Consider the following 18,808-nt stretch of genomic DNA (forward strand, 5'->3'; position numbering starts at 1 on the left):
GACCCGGCTCCGGTCACGGCCCCGGCTCAGGCCCCCGCTCCGCCCACCATTCAGCGCCTCCACACCAACCGGCCCCCGTCCGGTCACGTCGAATCCAGTCGGTCGCGGAAGAAACGAGGGGCCGGGCCACCGCTCGCACGGCCCGGCTCCCACCGTCCCCGTCCGCACCGCCGGAGGAGCCCGACATGGCCGCCGTACCCCTCGCCCAGCCCGTCGCCGAACCCCTGGCCGCGCCCCTCGCCGCCGTCCCGGCCCAGCCGCGGGCCGGCGGCGAGCCGCAGCCCCGCTACGTCGTGGGCCTGGCCAGGGACCAGGAGGACGTCCGCGCCGCCCAGCGGCTGCGCCACCTGGTGTTCGCCGGCGAGATGGGCGCCCGCCTCGACGGCCCCGAGCCCGGCCTCGACAGCGACGCGTTCGACGCCTACTGCGACCACCTGCTCGTACGCCAGGAGGACACCGGCGAGGTCGTCGGCACGTACCGCATCCTGCCGCCCGAGCGCGCCGCCGTCGCCGGCCGGCTCTACTCGGAGAGCGAGTTCGACCTCGGCCGGCTCGCCCCCATCCGCCACGACCTGGTCGAGGTCGGCCGCTCCTGCGTCCACCCCGCCCACCGCAACGGCGCCGTCATCGCCCTCGTCTGGGCCGGCCTCGCCCGCTACATGACCCGCACCGGCCACAACTGGCTGTCCGGCTGCTGCTCCGTCCCGCTCGCCGACGGCGGCGCGCTCGCCGCCACCACCTGGGACACCGTCAGGACCAAGCACCTCGCCCCCGAGGAGTACTGGGTCACCCCGCACCGTCTGTGGACCCCCGAGAGCGCCGCCCCGCCCGCCGCCGGCAGCCGGGCCGACCTGCCGCCGCTGCTCCGCGGCTACCTGCGGCTCGGCGCCTGGGTCTGCGGCGCCCCCGCGCACGACCCCGACTTCGGCGTCGCCGACCTCTACGTGCTGCTCTCGCTGCGCCGCACCAACCCCCGCTACCTGCGCCACTTCCTCTCGCTCGCCCCGGCCCCGCTCGCCCCCGGCCGGTGAACACCACGGCCGGCTCGCCGTGGCTCCCCACGGCACCGTGCACGCCCGGCCGGTGTGCCGCCCACCCCGGTGCCGCCGCCCCGCGCGGCGGCACCGCCGCGGGCGCGCTGCGGCTGGCCACCGGGCTCGCCGCGGTGCTCCTGGGCGTGCTGCTCTCTCCGCTCGCGGCCCCGCTGCCCGCCGCAGGCCGGCTCCTCCTGGTCCGGCTGTGGTGCCGCGGAGTGCTGCGGGCCTTCGGGGTACGGATCCGGGTCACCGGCCGGCCCGTGCCGGGCGTGGGCCCGCTGCTCGTGGTCGCCAACCACATCTCGTGGCTGGACATCCCGCTGGTCGCGGCCGTGCTGCCGGGCCGGATGCTCGCCAAGCGGGAGGTGCGCGGCTGGCCCGTGCTCGGCCCGCTCGCGGCGCTCGGCGGCACCGTCTTCATCGACCGCGACCGGCTGCGGAGCCTGCCCGGCACCGTCGCCACCATGGCCGGCGCGCTCGCCTCCGGCGGCCGGGTCATCGTCTTCCCGGAGGGCTCCACCTGGTGCGGCCGGGCCCGCGGCCCGTTCCGGCCGGCCGCCTTCCAGGCCGCCGTCGACGCCGGGGCCGCGATCCAGCCCGTACGCCTCCACTACACGCCCGTCGGCCCCGCCGGCTACGTCGGCGAGGACTCCCTCGGCGCCTCGCTCTGGCGGATCGCGACCACGCGCGGACTCGTCGCCGAGATACGGCTGATGGAGCCGGTCTCGCCGGCGGGGGAGGCGGAGGGGCGCGGGCGGGACGGTCAGTCCTCGGGCTGCCGGCCCCCGGAGTGGCAGCCAGCTCCGGACCCTGGGCCCCGGGACCGTCGGTCCCCGGGCCGCCAGGCCCCGGACAGGCAGGCCCCCGACCCCCAGTCCCGGGACCGGCGCGACCTCGCCCGACGCGTCCTGGCGCGCGCCGCGGAGGCGGCCGTCGCGCTTCCGGCTCCGGCTGCGGCTCCGGCTGCGGCCCCGGTGCCTGCCGCGGCCCCGGTGTCCGTTGCGGCCCCGTCGCCTGCCACAGCCCAGGTGCCCGTCCTGGACGAGGCGGTCGTTTCGACCGCGGTGTCCGTACCGGCTCCGGCGCCCGCCACGGCCCCGGCGGCCGTTCCGGACCCGGCGCCCGGCGCCGTCCGGCTCCCCGCTCAGACCACCGTGGCCAGCGAGAGCGCGAACCGCCCCTGCTCGTCCGTCCACCAGCGGGACGGTGTGAACCCGGCGGCCGTCAGCTCCGCCCGTACCCCGTCCTGACGGAACTTCGCCGAGACCTCCGTCCGCAGCTCCTCACCGGCCTCGAACGGCACCACGAGATCCAGCTCCCGGATCTTCACGGCGAGCGCGTGCCGGGCCCGCAGCCGCATCTCGATCCACTCGTGCTCCGGGTCCCACAGCGCCACATGGTCGAAGTCGGCCGGGTCGGCGTCGGCGCCCAGTTCCCGGTTCACCACCGCGAGCACGTTCTTGTTGAACGCCGCCGTCACCCCGGCCGCGTCGTCGTACGCGGCGACCAGCGTCGCCTCGTCCTTCACCAGGTCCGTGCCGAGCAGCAGCGCGTCGCCCGGCACCAGTGCCGCGCGCACCGCTCGCAGGAACTCCCGCCGCTCCTCCGGAAGCAGGTTGCCGATGGTGCCGCCGAGGAAGGCGACCAGACGCGGACCGGTGGTCGGCGGCAGCACGATGCCCTGGGTGAAGTCGGCGACCAGGGCGTGCACCCGGAGCGCCGGCCGCTCGGCGAGCAGCGCCTCGCCCGCGCCCTTGAGCGCCGACTCGCTGACGTCCACCGGCACGTACGACTCCAGGCCGGGCAGCAGCGCGTCCAGCAGGTGCCGGGTCTTCTCCGAGGATCCGGAGCCCAGTTCGACCAGGGTGCGCGCCCCGGTCGCCGCCGCGATCTCGGGCGCGCGGGCGATCAGCACCTCCCGCTCGGCCCGGGTCGGGTAGTACTCGGGAAGCCGGGTGATCTCCTCGAACAGCTCGCTGCCGCGCGCGTCGTAGAACCACTTCGGCGGCAGCTCCTTGGGCATACGGGTCAGGCCGTGCAGCACGTCGGCGCGCAGCGCGGCGTCCGTGGCGTCCTCGGCGAGGGTGCGGGTCAGGTGGAACGGGCTCACGGGGAGGGCTCCTCGATCGGAGTGAGGACGACCCCGCCGGGGCGGGTGGTGAGGACCGTGCGGTCCGGCACCTCCGTCCAGGCCGGATCGTCGTCGTACGGTTCGGAGGCCACGACCGTCCGGCCGGGCCCGGTCAGGTACCAGAGCGAGTCCCCCCAGGTGGTGGCCGCAACGGTCGAGCCGTCGGTGAGCAGCAGGTTGAGCCGGGCGCCGGGCGCCGCCCCGGCCACCTCCCGTACGGTCGCGGCGAGTGCGGCGCCCGGCGCCGCCCCGGAGCGCAGCCGGTGCAGCACGAGCGCCCACACCAGGGCCGAGTCGGTACGGGCCGCGAGGTCGAGGAGCGCCGCCGCCGGCAGGGTCGCCGCGACCGGCACCAGCGAACCGGGCCAGCCCGGCACCGCCCCGTTGTGGCTGAACAGCCAGCGGTCGGCGGCGAACGGAGCGGCCGCCGCCTCGCCGTCCGCCCCGGGCAGGGTCGCGCCCCGTACGGCGGCGAGCAGCGCCCGGGTGCGCACCACCCGGGCGAGGTCCGCGAAGCCGGGATCGCCCCAGATCGGCGCCGCCCGCCGGTAGCGGGCGGGCACCGGATCGCCGTCCGCGTACCAGCCGACCCCGAAGCCGTCCGCGTTCACCGTCCCGCTGGCCTGGGTGCGCGGCGCCCAGGACTGGTGCTCCAGGGAGTGCGGCTGCCTCAGCAGCAGCTCGCCGAGCGCCACCGGCGCCCCGACGAACGCGAGATGACGGCACATCAGGCGGGCTCCGCGTCGCGGGCGGTGCGGAAGCCGGCGAAGATCTGCCGCCGCACCGGAAGGTCCCAGTTGCGGAAGGTGCCCCGGCAGGCGACCGGGTCCACGGCGAACGAGCCGCCGCGCAGCACCTTGTGCTCCGGGCCGAAGAAGACCTCCGAGTACTCCTTGTACGGGAAGGCCGTGAAGCCCGGGTACGGCAGGAAGTCGCTCGCCGTCCACTCCCACACGTCGCCGATCAGCTGGCGCACCCCGAGCGGCGAGGCCCCCTCCGGATAGCTCCCGGCGGGCGCGGGCCCCAGGTGCCGCTGCGCCAGATTGGCGTGTACGGGCGTGGGGTCGGCGTCGCCCCACGGATAGCGGCGGGACCGGCCGGTCGCCGGGTCGTGGCGGGCGGCCTTCTCCCACTCGGCCTCGGTGGGCAGCCGGCGCCCGGCCCAGCGCGCGTAGGCGTCGGCCTCGTACCAGCTGACGTGCAGCACCGGCTCGTCCTCGGCGACCGGCTCGGTCACCCCGAAGCGGCGGCGCAGCCACTGCCCGCCCTCCCGGCGCCAGAACAGCGGGGCCTCGATGTCGTGCCGGCGGATCTGGTCCCAGCCCTCGGCCCGCCACCAGCGTTCGTCCTTGTAGCCGCCGTCGGCCATGAAGGCCTGGTAGGCGCCGTTGGTGACGGGCACGGTGTCGAGGTGGAAGGAGGCCACGATCCGGGTGTGCGCGGGCCGTTCGTTGTCGAGCGCCCACGGCTCGTCCGAGGTGCCCATGGTGAACGGGCCGCCGGGGACGAGGACTTCACGCTGCTCCGGAGCTCCGTCCACGGTCGCCGGCGGGGGAGGGGCGGTGAGGGCCGCCGGGCCCTTGCGGAGCTGATGGGTGATCAGCATGGTCTCGTCGTGCTGCTGTTCGTGCTGCGCGATCATCCCGAAGGCGAAGGCCGCGTCCACCAGCGGCCGGCCCTCCAGACGGGTGCCGTCGAGCACGTGCAGGATCCGGTCGCGTACGTCCGCCGCGTACGCCCGCGCCTCGGCGGGGGCGAGCAGCGGCAGCGACGGCCGGGTGGCCCGCGGGTGCTCGAAGGCGTCGTACATCGAGTCGATCTCGGGCCGCAGCGCCTCGCGGCCGCCGACCGCCCGCCACAGCCACTGCTCCTCCTGGTTGCCGATGTGTGCCAGGTCCCACACCAGCGGCGACATCAACGGCGAGTGCTGCGCGGTCAGTTCGGAGTCCTCGACGCAGGAGGTGAGCAGCGCGGTGCGCTCGCGGGCCCGGGTCAGCGCCACCACAGTCCGCTGCTTCAGGTCCTGCTCGGTGGGCGCGGTCATGAGGCCACCTCCAGCTGCTCGTCGGCCGGGCAGCCGCCCGGCACCACGTACCGTGCGTGGAACGCGGCCACCGCGCCCAGCACGTCGGGGCTCGCGCCGAGCCGGGGCAGCGCGTCCAGGGCCGCCTCGAACACGGTCAGCGCCGCCTTGTGCAGCGCCGGGTCGGTGAGCCCGTCCCGGGCGGCGGTCCGCCACAGCGCGTTGCGCGGCGCGGGGCCGTCCCCGGCGAGCGCCGCCAGCGGCTCCACCGCCAGATGGGCGGCCGCGGCGGCCCGGGGATCCTCGAAGAGGGCGGTGGTGACCGCCACCGGCACCATCCAGCCGTCGGGGCCGGGCTGTGCGTCGATCATCCGCAGCTCCAGATGCCCGCGGGGCCGGACCGGCGGGAACAGGGTCGTCAGGTGGTAGTGCAGATCGTCCGCGTCCGCCCGGCGCGGCACGCCCGTGCGCAGCCAGTCCCGGAAGGTCAGTCCCTCCGGCACCGCCCACGGGCCGCTCGGCGTGCGCACGCACATCACCGGCGTGTCCAGGACGTGCGCCGCCCACTCGGCGCGCGGCTCGCCGTCCGGCGACGGGGCGAGCGCCCGGGTCGGATCCAGATCCGTCCACAGCGCCTGCCGGGTCGACCGCCAGCCGGTCCGGCGCCCGCCGTGCACGGGCGAGTTGGCGAACGCGGCCACCAGGACGGCGCCGAGCAGATGGGCGAGCCGCCAGCGGCTGCGATAGCCCAGCGGCCCGTCGTCGTCGAGACCGGCGTCCAGACAGACCTGCACGGACGCCGACTCGCACATCATGGCCCGCCCGGACGGACCGGTCCGGCCGAGGACGAGCTCCATGGCGTCGTAGCGCGGCTCGTGCAGCACCCGCTCGCGCGGCGCGTGCCACGGGTCCACCCCGTAACCGCTGAGCCCGAGTCCGAGCGGGGCGAGCGCCTCCCGGACCGCCCGCAGATCCGCGGCGAGCGAGTCGAGGCACTCCATGAGGGAGGCGGCGGGCGGCGAGCTGAGCTCCAGCTGCCCGCCGGGTTCGAAGGTGAGGGCCGCCACCAGCGGCACGGCCCGTACGGTGTCGATCGCCGCGGCGAGCCGGCGCGGCGGCACCGGACGACGGGGGTCACGCAGTTCGTGGACGAGCCATTCCAGCTCCGCCCCGACCGCGCGCGGCGGCCCCGTCTTGAAACAGATACATCGCAGCAGGCCCTCGGCTTCCTCCTCGGTCAGCGGAGGACCGCCCCGGGGTATGCCGCTCGACGACGGTGTCGTCATCGCTCCACCTCCTGGGAAAGCGCTGCTTCCACCTAAAGCCACCCGGCACGGGCGTGCAAGGGCGCCTCACGCGCCCCGCGGGCACCCCGGGCGTACTCACGGCGCAAATTCCGTTGCCGCCCGTCACCGGCGTCGATCATGCTTCCGGGACATGAGCGCACGACTGCGGGCCCTCGCCCGAGACAACGAGCGGATCCTCGCCGAAGGCCGGTACACCGGGCCCGGCGGGCGGATCGTCCCCCTCGCCGAGCCGCTGGCCGCGGCCCTGGCCGGAACCCGTCTGTACGGCCCCGAGTCCGTCCCCGTCACCCCCGGCACCGACCGTACGCCCGCCCTCGCCGTCACCGGCGAGAGCAGCCTCGCCGCCGCCCGCCGGATGCTGCGCGAGAACCCGGACGCACCGGTAGCCGTCCTCAACTTCGCCTCCGCCCGCAACCCCGGCGGCGGCTACCTCAACGGCGCCCAGGCCCAGGAAGAGGCCCTCTGCCGCTCCTCCGCCCTCTACGCCACGCTGCTGCGCGCGCCCGACTACTATGCCCACCACCGTGCGGAAAGAGACGCCTTCTACACCGACCGGGTCATCCACTCGCCGGCCGTCCCCGTCTTCCGCAACGACGGCGGTGCGCTCCTGGACGAGCCCTTCGCCGTCGGCTTCCTCACCTCACCCGCGCCCAACGCGGGAGTGATCCGCCGCCGCACCCCCGAGCTCGCCCACCGCGTCCCCGCCGCCCTCGCCTCCCGGGCCGAACGCGTCCTGGAGACCGCCGCCGCGCACGGCTACCGCCGGCTGGTTCTCGGCGCCTGGGGCTGCGGCGTCTTCCAGAACGACCCCGCCGAGGTCGCGGGCGCGTTCAAGGACCTCCTCACCGGTGACGGACGGTTCGCCCGCCACTTCGACGAGATCGTCTTCGGCATCCTCGACCGCACCCGCGACCGGGTCACCCTCGGCGCCTTCCGCCGGGTGCTCGGCCACTCGGGGGAGGACGGCTAGGCCGGTTGCGCCCCGGCACCCTCGGGGTCAGGCTCAGGACCAGCCGTAACGCTCCACGAGCCGGGCCACCACCCGGTCGAACCGCGCCCGGTCGAGCGCGCACGCCTCCCGCCGCATCCCCGACTCGCGCACCCGCAGCACCCGGTCCAGGTCCACCCAGGACTCCCGCCGCTCCGCGTCCCACGGCCCCGAACCGATCGCCACCCACTCGCGGTCGTGGTCGTGCCGCTTGCTCGACAGCTGTACGGCGAGCAGCGTGCCCTCCGGCTCCCGCGCCACCACGAGCACCGGCCGGTCCTTGCCCCGCCCGTCGTTCTCCTCGAAGGGCACCCAGGTCCACACGATCTCCCCGGGGTCGGGATCCCCGTCGGGGTCCGGCGCGTAGGAGGTGCGGACCGGGCCGATCGCCCGCGGATCGGCCTCGCTGGTGGAGTTCATCGGCAGCGTCATCCGGGCACCGTAGCGTCTGGCCGCTCCGACACGCCCGGCCTGACATGAGGCTCCTGACATGCGGCTTTCGTACCCGCGTGCGAGCCTGGGAGGAAGTTCCCCGACCACGGGAGGCACGATCGTGGGCAAGAAACAGACCCGGGTCAACAAGGGCGCCCGAACGGGCGGCCACGAACACCGGACGCCGCCGGCCGAGACCAGGTCGAGCACGCAGTCGGCCATGCCCGAGGCACCCCGGCCGGCCATCGACGTCCCGTCGCACCGCAAGGAACGCAAGTTCGGGCACAACTGACAGGCGGGTGACCGCCGTCGGGACGGTGCGTGGATGATGTACCTCCATTCACGCTCGTCCCTGGGGGGAACATGCGCCGCAGCGCCTTCGGAGCCGTCCTCGTCCTGACCGCCTTCGCACTCGGCGGACTCACCGCCTGCAGCTCGACGGACCCCGGCCCGGACGCGGGCCCGGGCGGCGCGGCCGCACCCACCAAGTCCACCCCCACCGCGCCGGTGCGGGTCGAGGACGGCTTCATGCCTGACCTGGTCGGCGGCTCCGTCATGAGCGCCTACGGGCAGCTGTCCGGGTCGATGCGCTTCGAGGACGTCTCGGGGCAGGGCCGCATCGTTCCCACCGACAGCGGCGCCGCCGAGGAGTGGAAGGTCTGCACCCAGACCCCGGCGGCCGGCGCCGCCATCAGCGCCGGACAGGAGATGGTCATCGGCGCGGTGAAGAAGGCGGAGGACTGCTGACGGCAGGGGACTGCCGACGGCACAGAGTGCGGGTGTCCGGCCGGCCGGACACCCGCACCCTTCCTGTGCTGCGCCCGCTACGAGTCGTCGCCGACCGTGATCTCCTCCGTCCGCGGCGCGGGCAGCGCCTCCGCCGGCGGTGCGGCGGGTGCGGCCGGCGCCGCACCGTTCGGGCTCATGTTGGAGAGCAGCTGACGGGCCAGGCCCAGACCCGTCCCGCCCATGGTGAGCGCCTTGGCGAACATCTCCGCCATCCCGTCCGCGCCGTTGAGCAGCACCATCTGGTCGACGTTGCCGAACGCCGAGGCACCCGCCTCCACGATCTCCGGCCACTTCTCGGCCAGTTGCTGGGCGACCACGGCCTCCTGGTTCTCCGCGAGCGCCGCCGCCCGGGCCTTGATCGCCTCGGCCTCGGCCAGACCCTTCGCCCGGGTCGCCTCGGCCACCGCGAGACCCTTGGCCTGGGCCGCGGCGGCCTCCGCCTCACCGGTCACCCGGGTCGCCGTCGCCGTCGCCGCGCTCGCCAGTTCGGTCTTGCGGGCCTCCGCCTCGGCGGCCAGGATCCGGGCGTCGCGCTCGGCCGCCGCCAGCGTCCGCTTCTCGTACGCGAGGGCGTCGGCCGGCTTGCGGACCTCCGCCTGGAGCTGCTGCTCCTTCCTGTTGGCCTCCAGCTCGGCGACCCGGGTCTCCTGGACCACGACCTCCTGGCGCGCGGCCGCGTCCGCCAGCGGGCCGGCCTGGCGGGCCTTCGCGCCCGCCTGGTCCCGCTCGGCCTGGTAGCCGGCCTGCAGGATCTCGCTGTCCCTGGTGGCCTCCGACATGCGCGCGGCGGCCTGCTGCTCCGCCTCCGTCGCCCGCCGGTTGGCCTCCGCCTGCGCGATGCGCGCGTCGCGCTGCACGGCGGCCGCGTGCGGCGCGGCCAGGTTCTTGATGTAACCCGTCGGGTCCTCGATCTCGTGGATCTGCAGCGAGTCCACGATCAGACCCAGCTTCTCCATCTCCGTGCCACAGGCCGAACGCGCCTGCCCGGTCAGCTTCTCCCGGTCACGGATCATGTCCTCCACCGTCAACCCGCCCACGATGGCGCGGAGATGACCGGCGAAGACGATGTGCACCCGCTCCGACATCAGCTTCTGCTGGTCGAGGAAACGGCGGGCGGCGTTGGCGATCGACACGAAGTCGTCGCCCACCTTGAAGATGACCACGCCGCGCACCTTCAGCGGAATGCCCTGGTGCGTGACGCACTCCACCGACAACTGCGTCTCGTTGAGGTCGAGCGACAGCTTCCGCACCGCCTGGACACCGGGCAGGACGAGCGTGCCCCGGCCGGTGACGATCCGGAAGCCCATGCCCTCGCCGAAGCCTTCGTTCTTGTGGTTCGAACCCGAGATGATGAGCGCCTCGTTCGGCTCGGCGACGCGCCACATCATTTTGAACAGAGCGATCAGAACGGCCAGGGCGCCGACGACGCCACCCGCCAGGATCCCGAGGCTCATTGGACAGGTCCCCCTTCACCGGAGCCGTGCGGTTCCGGTGAAGGGAGTGTGCGCCCGGTGCGCCCTGCGCTCAATGGATCGGTCAACTGTCGTACGCGGCTGTGACATACACGGTGCGCGGAGGGAGATGTTCCATGACCATCACGACCGTGCCGGGCTCGATCCGCTCCTTCCCCGTGGCGGGGTAGGCGAGGAAGTGCTCGGCGCCGCCCCGGATGCGGACGATCACCTCACCGACGAGGCCGGGTCCGACCGTGCCGGTCACACGGCCGAGCAGGCCCACCATCGAAGCGTCGTCGTCCATGACCGAACGGTACGTCAGCACCTGGCCTCGGCGGTACGGGAGCGGGTCAGCGCACCGAACGGATCGGGCGCACCGCGAGCGCGCCGAGCACCGAGAGCACGGCCGCCACCACGAACAGCGCCGTGTAGCCGCCGCCGCTGAGCGAGACGATCAGCGAGGCCACGAACGGGGCCACGATCTGCGGACCGGCGTTGGCGATGTTGAGCACACCCATGTCACGGGCCGCGTCCTCCGCCTTCGGCAGCACCATCGTCACCAGCGCCGTGTCCACCGCCATGTAGCAACCGAAACCGAGGCCGTTGACGACGGAGAAGGCCAGCATCGCGGTCCAGCTCGACGAGACCGCCGGTATCAGCAGCGCCACGGCGGCGAGCGCGGCGGAGGCGCCGACGAACAGCTTGCGCCGGTCGTAACGGTCCGAGAGCCAGCCGCCGAGCACCGTCGAGACCACCATCGCCACCGAGTTGAGCGGCATCAGCACGGCCACCGCCTCCTCGGGCGTGAGACCGGCCGGCAGCACGGTGTGGTCCTTCAGGATGTACAGCTGGAATCCGGCCACCGCGAAGTAGCCGAGGATGAGCAGTGCCCGCCCGATGAACGCCCAGCGGAAGTCATGATTCTTCAACGCGCTGCCGAACGCGCCCAGTTGGGCCCGGACCGGCATCGGCGCCTTCGGTGGCATGCGCTCCTCGCGGGCGCAGACGGTGAAGAGCACGGCGGTGGCGGCGACGATCGCGCCGAAGACCAGATAGCCGGTGCGGTAGTGGTCCGAGAACGCGGCGCCGACCAGGGCGCCGATCGTGGAGCCGACCGGCAGTCCCAGGCCCACGGCGGCCGAGGCCTTGCCGCGCGCGGCGAGCGGCACCCGGTCGGGCACCACGGAGGTGAGGGCGGCCTGGTAGACGTTCATCACGGCCTGGCCGAGACACCAGGCGATCATCACCAGCAGGATCGTGTTCACACTGCCGAGCAGCAGCATCACGGGCACGGCGAGCAGCCCGCCCGTGAGGATCCACGGATTGCGCCGCCCGGAGCGGTCGGAGAGCGCGCCGGCCACCGGATTGAAGATCGTCGCGAAGATAGCCGAGACGCCGGAGACCAGGCCGAAGTCGGCCACCTTGTTCGCCGGATCGATCTGCTCGATCTGCAGCGCGAGGAGCAGCCCGGGGACGCCGATGTACAGCGCGTACATCGCGGTGTTCCCGGCGAGCAGCAGGGGCAGCAGGCCGCGCGTGGTGCGGGGTGGGGCGGATGCGGTGGATGTGGCGGGGGAGGAAAGGGCCACGGTGCCCTCCGGGAGTGATGGGGGTGGTGGTGACGAGAGTGGTGACACGTGTCAGTGGCTCGTGTAAACCTTGTGTAGCACTCGAATCCGGCCATCCGCCAGACCCTGCGCCGGATCGTTCTGGAAAGATGCCGGATCGATGAGCCAGTCACCCAAGCAGCACTCCGCCGGGCAGCAGTCCGCCGGGCAGCAGTCCGCGGGGCAGTCGTCTGCCGGACGCTCCGTCCCCACCAGCGCCGACGTGGCACGGCTCGCGGGGGTCTCCCGGGCCACCGTGAGCTATGTCCTGAACAACACCGCGGCCGTACGGATCAGCGAGCCCACCCGCCGCCGGGTCCGCGAGGCCGCCGAGGAACTGGGCTACGTCCCGCACGCCGCCGCCCGCAGCCTGCGCGCCGGCCACAGCCGGATGGTGCTCATGCCCACCGCGCACGTGCCGGTCGGCCCGCTCTACAGCCGCTTCTTCAACGAACTCCAGTGGGCCCTGCGGAACCTCGACTACACCGTCGTGCAATACGGCAGCGTCGGCCTCGACGGGGACGAGGCGGCCCGCGCCTGGGCCGAGCTGCGGCCGGTCGCGGTGGTCTCGCTCGGCCCCGTCGAACTGACCGCGTCCGGCGTCGACCTGCTCAAACGGGCCGGTGCCCGCGCCGTGATCACGGTCGGCCCGCAGCGGGTCGAGGGCACCCACTCCGTCGTCATGGACCTTACCCGGGTCGGCCGGGACGCCGGCGCCCACCTGGTCGCCCGCGGCTGCCGCGCCATCGGCGTGGTGATGCCCGAGGAGCCGGGCCTGGAGATGTTCTCCGTACCGCGCCTGGAGGGCGTGCGGGCCGCCGCGGCCGAGGCCGGGGCCACCGTCGTACCCCTCCCGCTGGCGTACGAGGAGGAGCCGGCGGCGGCGCTCGCCGCACGGTGGCGCGAACTCGGCCTCGACGGCGTGTTCGCCTACAACGACGAGTACGCCATGCTCCTCATGCGCGCCCTGCAGGACGCCGGGATCGCGGTCCCGGACGAGACCGCCGTCGTCGGCTCGGACGACCTGGTGCTCGGCCGGCTGCTCCGCCCCCGGCTCAGCACGGTGCACATCGACATGATCGGCGGCCAGGCGCTCGCCGAGCTCGTGGACCGCGCGGTGCGCGAGCCGGGGACGCGGCCGGAGCGGCACGAGCTCCTCGATGCGCGGATGGTCGTGCGCGAGTCCAGCTGACGGTCCGCGCCGCGAGGCCCGCGTCGGGCGGCCCGCGTCGGCAGGCCTGCTGGGCGGCCTCGGCAGGCGGGCCCGGTCGGGCGGCGGGGCGCGGTCGGGCGGCTTAGCGTCGGTCCATGAGCACACATCCGAAGCGTTTCGAGATCCTGCTGGTCCCGGCGCACGTGCAGAACCGGGGCACCGCGTCCGTGGAGGACAGCGCCGTCCGCTCGGCGGTGGTCGAGGCGACCGGCCGCACCGGCGAGACCGGATACCCGATCTACGAGGGCCACGGCCTGGTGGCCGACATCGACCCCGAGACGCGGACCGTGGAGGCGCTGCTCGTCGACGGCCGCGAGCTGGACTACGGCCTGACGGCGCTGATCAGAGGACCGGAAACCGGCCGGCGTTCGGCCGGGGGTGAGAGCTGACGGGCTGCCGAGGGGCCGCCCGGGAGGCGCAAGTGGGCGTTGACAGGAGGCGCGGGAGGGGCGGAGACTCGGGCGGGCGAGGGCGAAGAAGCCTTCACCAGGCGAACGAATTCCGTCATCGGTGTCCGTCCGCCCGTCCGCGCCGTTCCGACACAGGGCATGTGGGAGAGAACCGATGAGCATCCGCGACGTCTACATCGTCGACGCCGTCCGCACTCCGATCGGCAAGTTCGGCGGTGCGCTCTCCTCCGTCCGCCCCGACGACCTCGCCGCCCACGTGGTGAAGTCCCTCGTCGCCCGCACCCCGGAGCTCGACCCGGCGCTGATCGACGACGTCTACTTCGGCGACGCCAACGGGGCCGGCGAGGACAACCGCGACGTGGCCCGGATGGCCGTACTCCTCGCCGGGCTGCCGACCTCCGTGCCCGGCGTCACCGTCAACCGGCTCTGCGGCTCCGGCCTGGAGGCCGTGATCCAGGCCGCCCGCGCCATCGCGCTCGGCGACGCCTCGGTGGCCCTCGCCGGCGGCGTCGAGTCGATGTCCCGCGCCCCCTGGGTGCTGCAGAAGCCCGAGCGGGCCTTCCCGGCCGGCCACCAGCAGCTCCACTCGACCACCCTCGGCTGGCGCATGACCAATCCGCGCATGCCCGCCGAGTGGACCGTCGCCCTCGGCGAGGGCGCCGAACTCGTCGCCGACAAGCACGCCATCAGCCGCGAGGCCCAGGACGCCTTCGCCCTCGCCAGCCACCAGAAGGCCGCCGAGGCCTGGGCCAAGGGGCTGTACGACGGCGAGGTCGTGCCGTACGAAGGCGTGGACCTCGTACGGGACGAGTGCATCCGCGACAACACCTCGCTGGAGGCGCTGGCGCGCCTGAAGCCCTCGTTCCGCCCTGACGGCGGCACGGTGACGCCCGGCAACGCCTCCCCGCTCAACGACGGTGCCGCCGCCCTGCTCCTCGTCGACGAGGCCGGCCTGCGTGAGACCGGCCGCGAACCGCTGGCCCGGATCCGCGCCTCCGCCGCCACCGGCATCGAGCCGCAGCTCTTCGGGCTCGGCCCGGTGGAGGCCGTGCGCCGGGCCCTGGAGAAGTCCGGCCGCGGCTTCGGCGACCTGACGACCTTCGAGCTGAACGAGGCCTTCGCCGCCCAGTCCCTGGGCTGCCTCGCCGAGTGGCCGGAACTCGACCCAGCCGTGGTCAACCCGCGCGGCGGCGCCATCGCGATGGGCCACCCGCTCGGCGCCTCGGGGGCCCGTCTCGCCGGCGCGGTCGCGCACCAGCTCGCGGCGGCCGGCTCCGGCACCGGCCTCGCGGCGCTCTGCATCGGCGTGGGCCAGGGCCTGGCGCTGGTCCTGGAGCGCTGACCGGACGTACGGCCAGCGCACGGCGTACGCACGGCATCCGCACGACGTACGCGAGGGGCGGCCCCGGTCCACCGGGCCGCCCCTCGCGTACGTACGACCGTGCCTGCTGCCTGCTGCCTACTGCTGGCCGCCGGCCTGCGCCTCGGCGATGGACTTGCGCACCTCGTCCATGTCCAGCTTGCGGGCCTGACCGATCACGTCCTCCAGGGCCGCCTCGGGCAGTGCGCCGGGCTGCGCGAACACCGCGACCTTGTCGCGGACGATCATCAGCGTCGGGATCGAGCGGATCTCGAACGCCGCCGCCAGCTCCTGCTGCGCCTCGGTGTCCACCTTGGCGAAGACCAGGTCGTCGTGGCGCTCCGAGGCCGCCTCGAAGACCGGGCCGAACTGACGGCAGGGACCGCACCAGGAAGCCCAGAAGTCGATCAGAACGAATTCGTTGTCGCTCACGATCTCGTCGAAGTTGTCCTTGGTGAGCTCTACGGTGCTCATGCTGCCTGCCTTCCGTCTCCTGGCGGTTGCCTCACGGTCCCCTGGGGACTCGTCCCGCACAACGGCGTATCCGGCCGCGGTATTCCGCGCCGATCCGGGCCGCCGCCCGCAGACTGGTCTTCATGACACGAGCGGCGGAACACGAGCAGACGCACGAGCGCGAGTACGACGTGGTGGTCCTGGGCGCGGGACCCGTGGGCGAGAACGTGGTGGACCGGGTCCGGGCGGCCGGGCTCAGCGCGGCGGTGGTCGAGAGCGAACTGGTCGGCGGGGAGTGCTCGTACTGGGCCTGCATGCCCAGCAAGGCGCTGCTCCGCCCGGCCATCGTCCGCTCCGAGGCGCGCAGGGTGGCCGGACTGCGCGCCCACGCCTACAGCCCGCTGGACGCCCAGGAGGTGCTCGCGCACCGCGACGAGGTGGTCGGCAACTGGCAGGACGACGGCCAGGTGTCGTGGGTGCGCTCCACCGGCGCCGACCTCTACCGCGGCCAGGGCCGCCTGCACGGACCGCGCCGTGTGACCGTCGAGGGCGCCGAGGGCGACCGCCATGTGCTCACCGCCCGGCACGCCGTCGCCGTCTGCACCGGCAGCCGCGCCGTCCTGCCCCCGCTGCCGGGCCTCACCGGCGCCCGGCCGTGGACCAGCCGCGAGGCCACCAGCTCCGAACGGGTGCCCCGACGCCTGGTCGTGGTCGGCGGGGGAGTGGTCGGCGCCGAGATGGCGACGGCCTGGCAGGCCCTCGGCGCGCACGTCACGATGCTGGTCCGGGGCGCCGGGCTGCTGCCGCGCATGGAGCCCTTCGCGGGCGAGCACGTCGCCGCCGCGCTGACCGAGCGCGGCGCCGACATCCGTACCGGCGTGTCCGTCTCCGCCGTCGTACGGGACGGGAGCGCCGGCCCCGTCACCGTCGTCCTGGACGGCGGCGACCATGTCGAGGGCGACGAGGTGCTGTTCGCCACCGGCCGGCGGCCGCGCACCGAGGACATCGGCCTGGAGACGGTGGGCCTGGAGCCGGGCTCCTGGCTCTCGGTCGACGACAGTCTGCTCGTCGACGGGTTCGACTGGCTGTACGCGGTCGGGGACGTCAACCACCGGGCGCTCCTCACCCATCAGGGCAAGTACCAGGCGCGGATCGCGGGCGCCGCGATCGCCGCGCGGGCGACGGAGAAGACGGACGACGCCGTCGCGTGGGGGCCGCACCGGGCGACGGCCGACCACGCCGCCGTCCCCCAGGTCGTGTTCACCGACCCCGAGGCGGCCGCCGTCGGCCTGAGCCTCGCCGAGGCCGAGGCCGCCGGGCACCGCGTGCGCGCCGTCGACCTCGACCTGCGCGGGGTCGCCGGGGCCGGGCTTTACGCGCAGGGCTACCGCGGCCACGCCCGGATGGTCGTCGACCTCGACCGCGAGGTCGTCCTCGGCGCGACCTTCGTGGGCCCCGGCATCGGCGAGCTCCTGCACTCCGCCACGATCGCCGTCACCGGCGAGGTCCCGATCGCCCGCCTCTGGCACGCGGTCCCGGCCTACCCGACGATCAGCGAGGCCTGGCTCCGCCTCCTGGAGGCGTACCGGGACGGGGCCGGTTCGGCATGAGCCCGGGAACAGCCGGGGCCGCCGGGGAGCGCGCCAACGAGTACGACGCCACCTGCGCCCACTGCGGCGCCCCGGTCCCGGCGGGCACCGGCCTGCTCCGCCACGCCGCGAAGGGCTGGGAGGTCTACCACCGAGACCACGCCCCGGCCCCCGGCCCGCCCCCACCGACGGACCACCCCGGCTGGCACCACCGCCCGCTCCTCTCCCTGGACATCACGACCACGGGCCACCGCTTCGCCGTCGACCGCATCACGGGGGCGGCGCTGCGGGCGAGCGAGGGCTGGGAGCGGGAGTGGGCGGTGGACGCGAGCGGGGTGACCGGCTCCGGGCCTGACGCCGAGCCGGCGGACCACGCTCCGGAGCGAGACCCCGGCGGCCCGGGAGCCCCGCGCTCCGCGACGACCGGCCTGGGCCGCGAAGCTGAGCAGGAGCCTGGCGACCCGGCAGACCCCCGCTCCGGGACGACCGGCCGCAGCGCAGACCCCAGGGCAGCATCCGGCCGCTCCCGGCAACCAGCCCTGCTCCCGGCCCGCGCCCTCGACGAGATCGCGGGCCTGGTCGCCGACCACCTCGCGGCCGGCGAGCTCCTCGTCGTCTGGTTCGCCCCCTACGTCCTGACGACCCTGCACGCCGAACTGCTCCGCCACGGCCTCGCCCCACTCACCGCCCGGGTCCCCGCCGGCGTCGCGCCGGTCTGCGACCCCCTCGTCCTCGACCGCCACACCGACCGCTACCGCCCCGGCCCCCGCTCCCTCCACGCCGTCGCCGACTGGTACGGCATCCCGCACCCCCACCCCGGCGACCCCGCCTCCGACGCCACCGCAGCCCTCGCCCTGGCCCAGGCGATCCCCGCCTCGTACCCCTCCCTCGCCCGCCTCTCCCGCCCCGCCCTCCACACCGAACAGATCCTCTGGTACGCAGAACAGACGATCCGTCACCCAGACGCACCCGCCTGGCCGTTCGAGGAACTCGCGCCCCAGGCATGAGAGCCACCACCGGACCCGGAGGAGACTTGAGGACACGTCAGAAGTACGGCGGTGAGCCGGAACCGGAGGCTCCTTGGCACGAGATCGTGCCGGGGATGTGGATGGGCGGGCATCACTGGGCCCCCGCCGGAGGCGAGCCGCGGCCCGCGATCGTCGGCAGCGAGTTCGACCTCGTCGTGAGTCTGTACCGGCGCGACGGGCACGGCCCGCACCCGGGCGTCGAACATCTCGTCGCCGAGATCCCGGACGCCCCGCTGGCCACGGACCAGCTCCTCGCCGCACGCGGCCTCGCCCGGCGGGCCGCCCAGGCCGTCGCGGACGGCCGTGCCGTCCTGGTGCGCTGCCGCTCCGGGTACAACCGCTCGGGGCTCGTCGTCGCGCAGACGCTCGTGGACCTCGGGCACGAGGCCGGTGCGGCAGTGGAACTGGTACGGGCCCGGTGGTCCAAGTGGGCGCTGAACAACCGCGTGTTCGTCGAATACCTGGCCACCGGCCTGGAGACGGCCGCCCTGCTCACCGGACTCGGCGACGCCGGTGACACCCGCTAACCCCGCCGGCGGGAGGCGCAGGGGCGGGATCGTAGAGTCGGGCGCGTGATCGAGCCCACCGCCCACATCCGCGTCGCCCGCCCCTCCCGCGATCTCGTCGCCGCCGAGCGCTTCTACGTCGACGGCCTCGGCCTCGCCGTGCAGTGGCGCAAGACCGACCCTGCCCCCGGCGAGCACGAGCTGCTCATGGTCGGCCCGGCGGGCGGCGGCTGGCACTTCGAGCTCACCCGTGACCCGTACGCCGAGCGGCCCGTCGAACCCGCCCCGACCGTCGACGACCTGTTCGTGGTGTATCTCGGCGAGCCCGTCGAGGAGGCGCTGGTCGAACGGCTCGTCGCGGCCGGCGGCACCCGGGTCGCGGCCCACAACCCGTACTGGGACGAGTACGGCGTCACCGTCGCCGACCCCGACGGCTACCGGCTCGTCCTCTGCTCCCGCACCTGGGGGTAGGACACGAACG

The 18,808-nt window shown here is 74.4% G+C and carries 21 protein-coding genes; 12 read left to right on the top strand and 9 right to left on the bottom strand.

Annotation, left to right across the window (positions count from 1 at the left end; translation table 11 throughout):
* Positions 1-185 precede the first annotated feature (185 nt).
* Positions 186-1,031 carry a GNAT family N-acetyltransferase gene (locus KV205_RS29095; RefSeq protein WP_265867686.1) on the top strand — a complete coding sequence of 282 codons (846 nt, stop codon included), beginning with the start codon at positions 186-188 and terminating at the stop codon, positions 1,029-1,031.
* Positions 1,028-2,287, top strand: coding sequence for a lysophospholipid acyltransferase family protein (locus tag KV205_RS36580; protein ID WP_374214740.1), 1,260 nt, complete (start codon positions 1,028-1,030; stop codon positions 2,285-2,287). The genes KV205_RS29095 and KV205_RS36580 overlap by 4 nt, the downstream gene beginning before the upstream one ends.
* Here KV205_RS36580 and egtD read toward each other — a convergent pair.
* The 4 genes from egtD to egtA are packed head-to-tail and all read right to left on the bottom strand — an operon-like array spanning position 2,182 to position 6,477.
* Entirely contained in the window at positions 2,182-3,147 is a 966-nt protein-coding gene (gene egtD, locus KV205_RS29105) for an L-histidine N(alpha)-methyltransferase (protein ID WP_265867687.1), read from the bottom strand. The genes KV205_RS36580 and egtD overlap by 106 nt on opposite strands.
* The gene (egtC, locus tag KV205_RS29110) at positions 3,144-3,896 is read right to left on the bottom strand and encodes an ergothioneine biosynthesis protein EgtC (RefSeq protein WP_265867688.1); all 753 of its coding nucleotides are present in this window, start codon (positions 3,894-3,896) and stop codon (positions 3,144-3,146) included. Before egtC ends, egtD begins: the two co-directional genes overlap by 4 nt.
* Positions 3,896-5,212, bottom strand: a complete 1,317-nt coding sequence (egtB, locus tag KV205_RS29115) for an ergothioneine biosynthesis protein EgtB (protein WP_265867689.1) — start codon at positions 5,210-5,212, stop codon at positions 3,896-3,898. The genes egtC and egtB overlap by 1 nt, the downstream gene beginning before the upstream one ends.
* Complete coding sequence (gene egtA, locus KV205_RS29120) at positions 5,209-6,477, bottom strand: ergothioneine biosynthesis glutamate--cysteine ligase EgtA (protein WP_265867690.1); 1,269 nt, start codon at positions 6,475-6,477, stop codon at positions 5,209-5,211. Before egtA ends, egtB begins: the two co-directional genes overlap by 4 nt.
* A 151-nt stretch (positions 6,478-6,628) precedes the next feature.
* Between egtA and KV205_RS29125 the strand changes: the two genes are divergently transcribed.
* Positions 6,629-7,468 (top strand): TIGR02452 family protein, encoded by an 840-nt coding sequence (locus tag KV205_RS29125; RefSeq protein WP_265867691.1) that lies wholly within the window; start codon positions 6,629-6,631, stop codon positions 7,466-7,468.
* 33 nt (positions 7,469-7,501) lie between these two features.
* On the opposite strand, the gene KV205_RS29130 is transcribed toward KV205_RS29125, so the two are convergent.
* Positions 7,502-7,918 carry a type II toxin-antitoxin system PemK/MazF family toxin gene (locus KV205_RS29130; RefSeq protein WP_265867692.1) on the bottom strand — a complete coding sequence of 139 codons (417 nt, stop codon included), beginning with the start codon at positions 7,916-7,918 and terminating at the stop codon, positions 7,502-7,504.
* 121 nt (positions 7,919-8,039) lie between these two features.
* On the opposite strand from KV205_RS29130, the gene KV205_RS29135 reads away from it, so the two are divergent.
* Positions 8,040-8,210 carry a hypothetical protein gene (locus KV205_RS29135; protein ID WP_265867693.1) on the top strand — a complete coding sequence of 57 codons (171 nt, stop codon included), beginning with the start codon at positions 8,040-8,042 and terminating at the stop codon, positions 8,208-8,210.
* A 71-nt stretch (positions 8,211-8,281) separates the two neighbouring features.
* Positions 8,282-8,665, top strand: a complete 384-nt coding sequence (locus tag KV205_RS29140; RefSeq protein WP_265867694.1) for a hypothetical protein — start codon at positions 8,282-8,284, stop codon at positions 8,663-8,665.
* 77 nt (positions 8,666-8,742) lie between these two features.
* On the opposite strand, the gene KV205_RS29145 is transcribed toward KV205_RS29140, so the two are convergent.
* From KV205_RS29145 to KV205_RS29155, 3 genes are all read right to left on the bottom strand, one after another.
* Positions 8,743-10,161 carry a flotillin family protein gene (locus KV205_RS29145; protein ID WP_265867696.1) on the bottom strand — a complete coding sequence of 473 codons (1,419 nt, stop codon included), beginning with the start codon at positions 10,159-10,161 and terminating at the stop codon, positions 8,743-8,745.
* A gap of 82 nt (positions 10,162-10,243) precedes the next feature.
* Complete coding sequence (locus KV205_RS29150) at positions 10,244-10,465, bottom strand: hypothetical protein (RefSeq protein ID WP_265867697.1); 222 nt, start codon at positions 10,463-10,465, stop codon at positions 10,244-10,246.
* Between the two features lie 46 nt (positions 10,466-10,511).
* On the bottom strand, positions 10,512-11,750 hold the full coding sequence (locus KV205_RS29155) for an MFS transporter (RefSeq protein ID WP_265867699.1): 1,239 nt from the start codon (positions 11,748-11,750) through the stop codon (positions 10,512-10,514).
* A gap of 139 nt (positions 11,751-11,889) precedes the next feature.
* On the opposite strand from KV205_RS29155, the gene KV205_RS29160 reads away from it, so the two are divergent.
* The 3 genes from KV205_RS29160 to KV205_RS29170 all read left to right on the top strand — a co-directional run bounded on the left by KV205_RS29160 (position 11,890) and on the right by KV205_RS29170 (position 14,733).
* Positions 11,890-12,960 carry a LacI family DNA-binding transcriptional regulator gene (locus tag KV205_RS29160; RefSeq protein ID WP_265867700.1) on the top strand — a complete coding sequence of 357 codons (1,071 nt, stop codon included), beginning with the start codon at positions 11,890-11,892 and terminating at the stop codon, positions 12,958-12,960.
* Positions 12,961-13,076: 116 nt separating this feature from the next.
* Complete coding sequence (locus KV205_RS29165; protein ID WP_265867701.1) at positions 13,077-13,370, top strand: hypothetical protein; 294 nt, start codon at positions 13,077-13,079, stop codon at positions 13,368-13,370.
* A gap of 175 nt (positions 13,371-13,545) precedes the next feature.
* Positions 13,546-14,733 (top strand): thiolase family protein, encoded by a 1,188-nt coding sequence (locus tag KV205_RS29170; RefSeq protein ID WP_265867703.1) that lies wholly within the window; start codon positions 13,546-13,548, stop codon positions 14,731-14,733.
* A gap of 117 nt (positions 14,734-14,850) precedes the next feature.
* Here KV205_RS29170 and trxA read toward each other — a convergent pair whose 3' ends face one another.
* Entirely contained in the window at positions 14,851-15,225 is a 375-nt protein-coding gene (gene trxA, locus KV205_RS29175; RefSeq protein ID WP_265867704.1) for a thioredoxin, read from the bottom strand.
* Positions 15,226-15,347: 122 nt separating this feature from the next.
* On the opposite strand from trxA, the gene KV205_RS29180 reads away from it, so the two are divergent.
* From KV205_RS29180 to KV205_RS29195, 4 genes are read left to right on the top strand one after another with little or no spacing between them, the layout of a single operon-like run.
* Positions 15,348-16,814: an NAD(P)/FAD-dependent oxidoreductase gene (locus tag KV205_RS29180; RefSeq protein ID WP_265867705.1), complete on the top strand. Its 1,467-nt coding sequence runs from the start codon at positions 15,348-15,350 to the stop codon at positions 16,812-16,814.
* Positions 16,811-17,800, top strand: coding sequence for a hypothetical protein (locus tag KV205_RS29185; RefSeq protein WP_265867706.1), 990 nt, complete (start codon positions 16,811-16,813; stop codon positions 17,798-17,800). Before KV205_RS29180 ends, KV205_RS29185 begins: the two co-directional genes overlap by 4 nt.
* Positions 17,801-17,826: 26 nt before the next feature.
* Entirely contained in the window at positions 17,827-18,348 is a 522-nt protein-coding gene (locus tag KV205_RS29190; protein ID WP_265867707.1) for a protein phosphatase, read from the top strand.
* Between the two features lie 45 nt (positions 18,349-18,393).
* A complete protein-coding gene (locus KV205_RS29195; protein ID WP_265867708.1) occupies positions 18,394-18,798 on the top strand; it encodes a VOC family protein in 405 nt (134 codons plus the stop codon).
* Positions 18,799-18,808: the final 10 nt, after the last annotated feature.

This window comes from Streptomyces sp. SKN60 (assembly GCF_026236535.1).
In the GTDB taxonomy this organism is placed as follows: domain Bacteria; phylum Actinomycetota; class Actinomycetes; order Streptomycetales; family Streptomycetaceae; genus Streptomyces.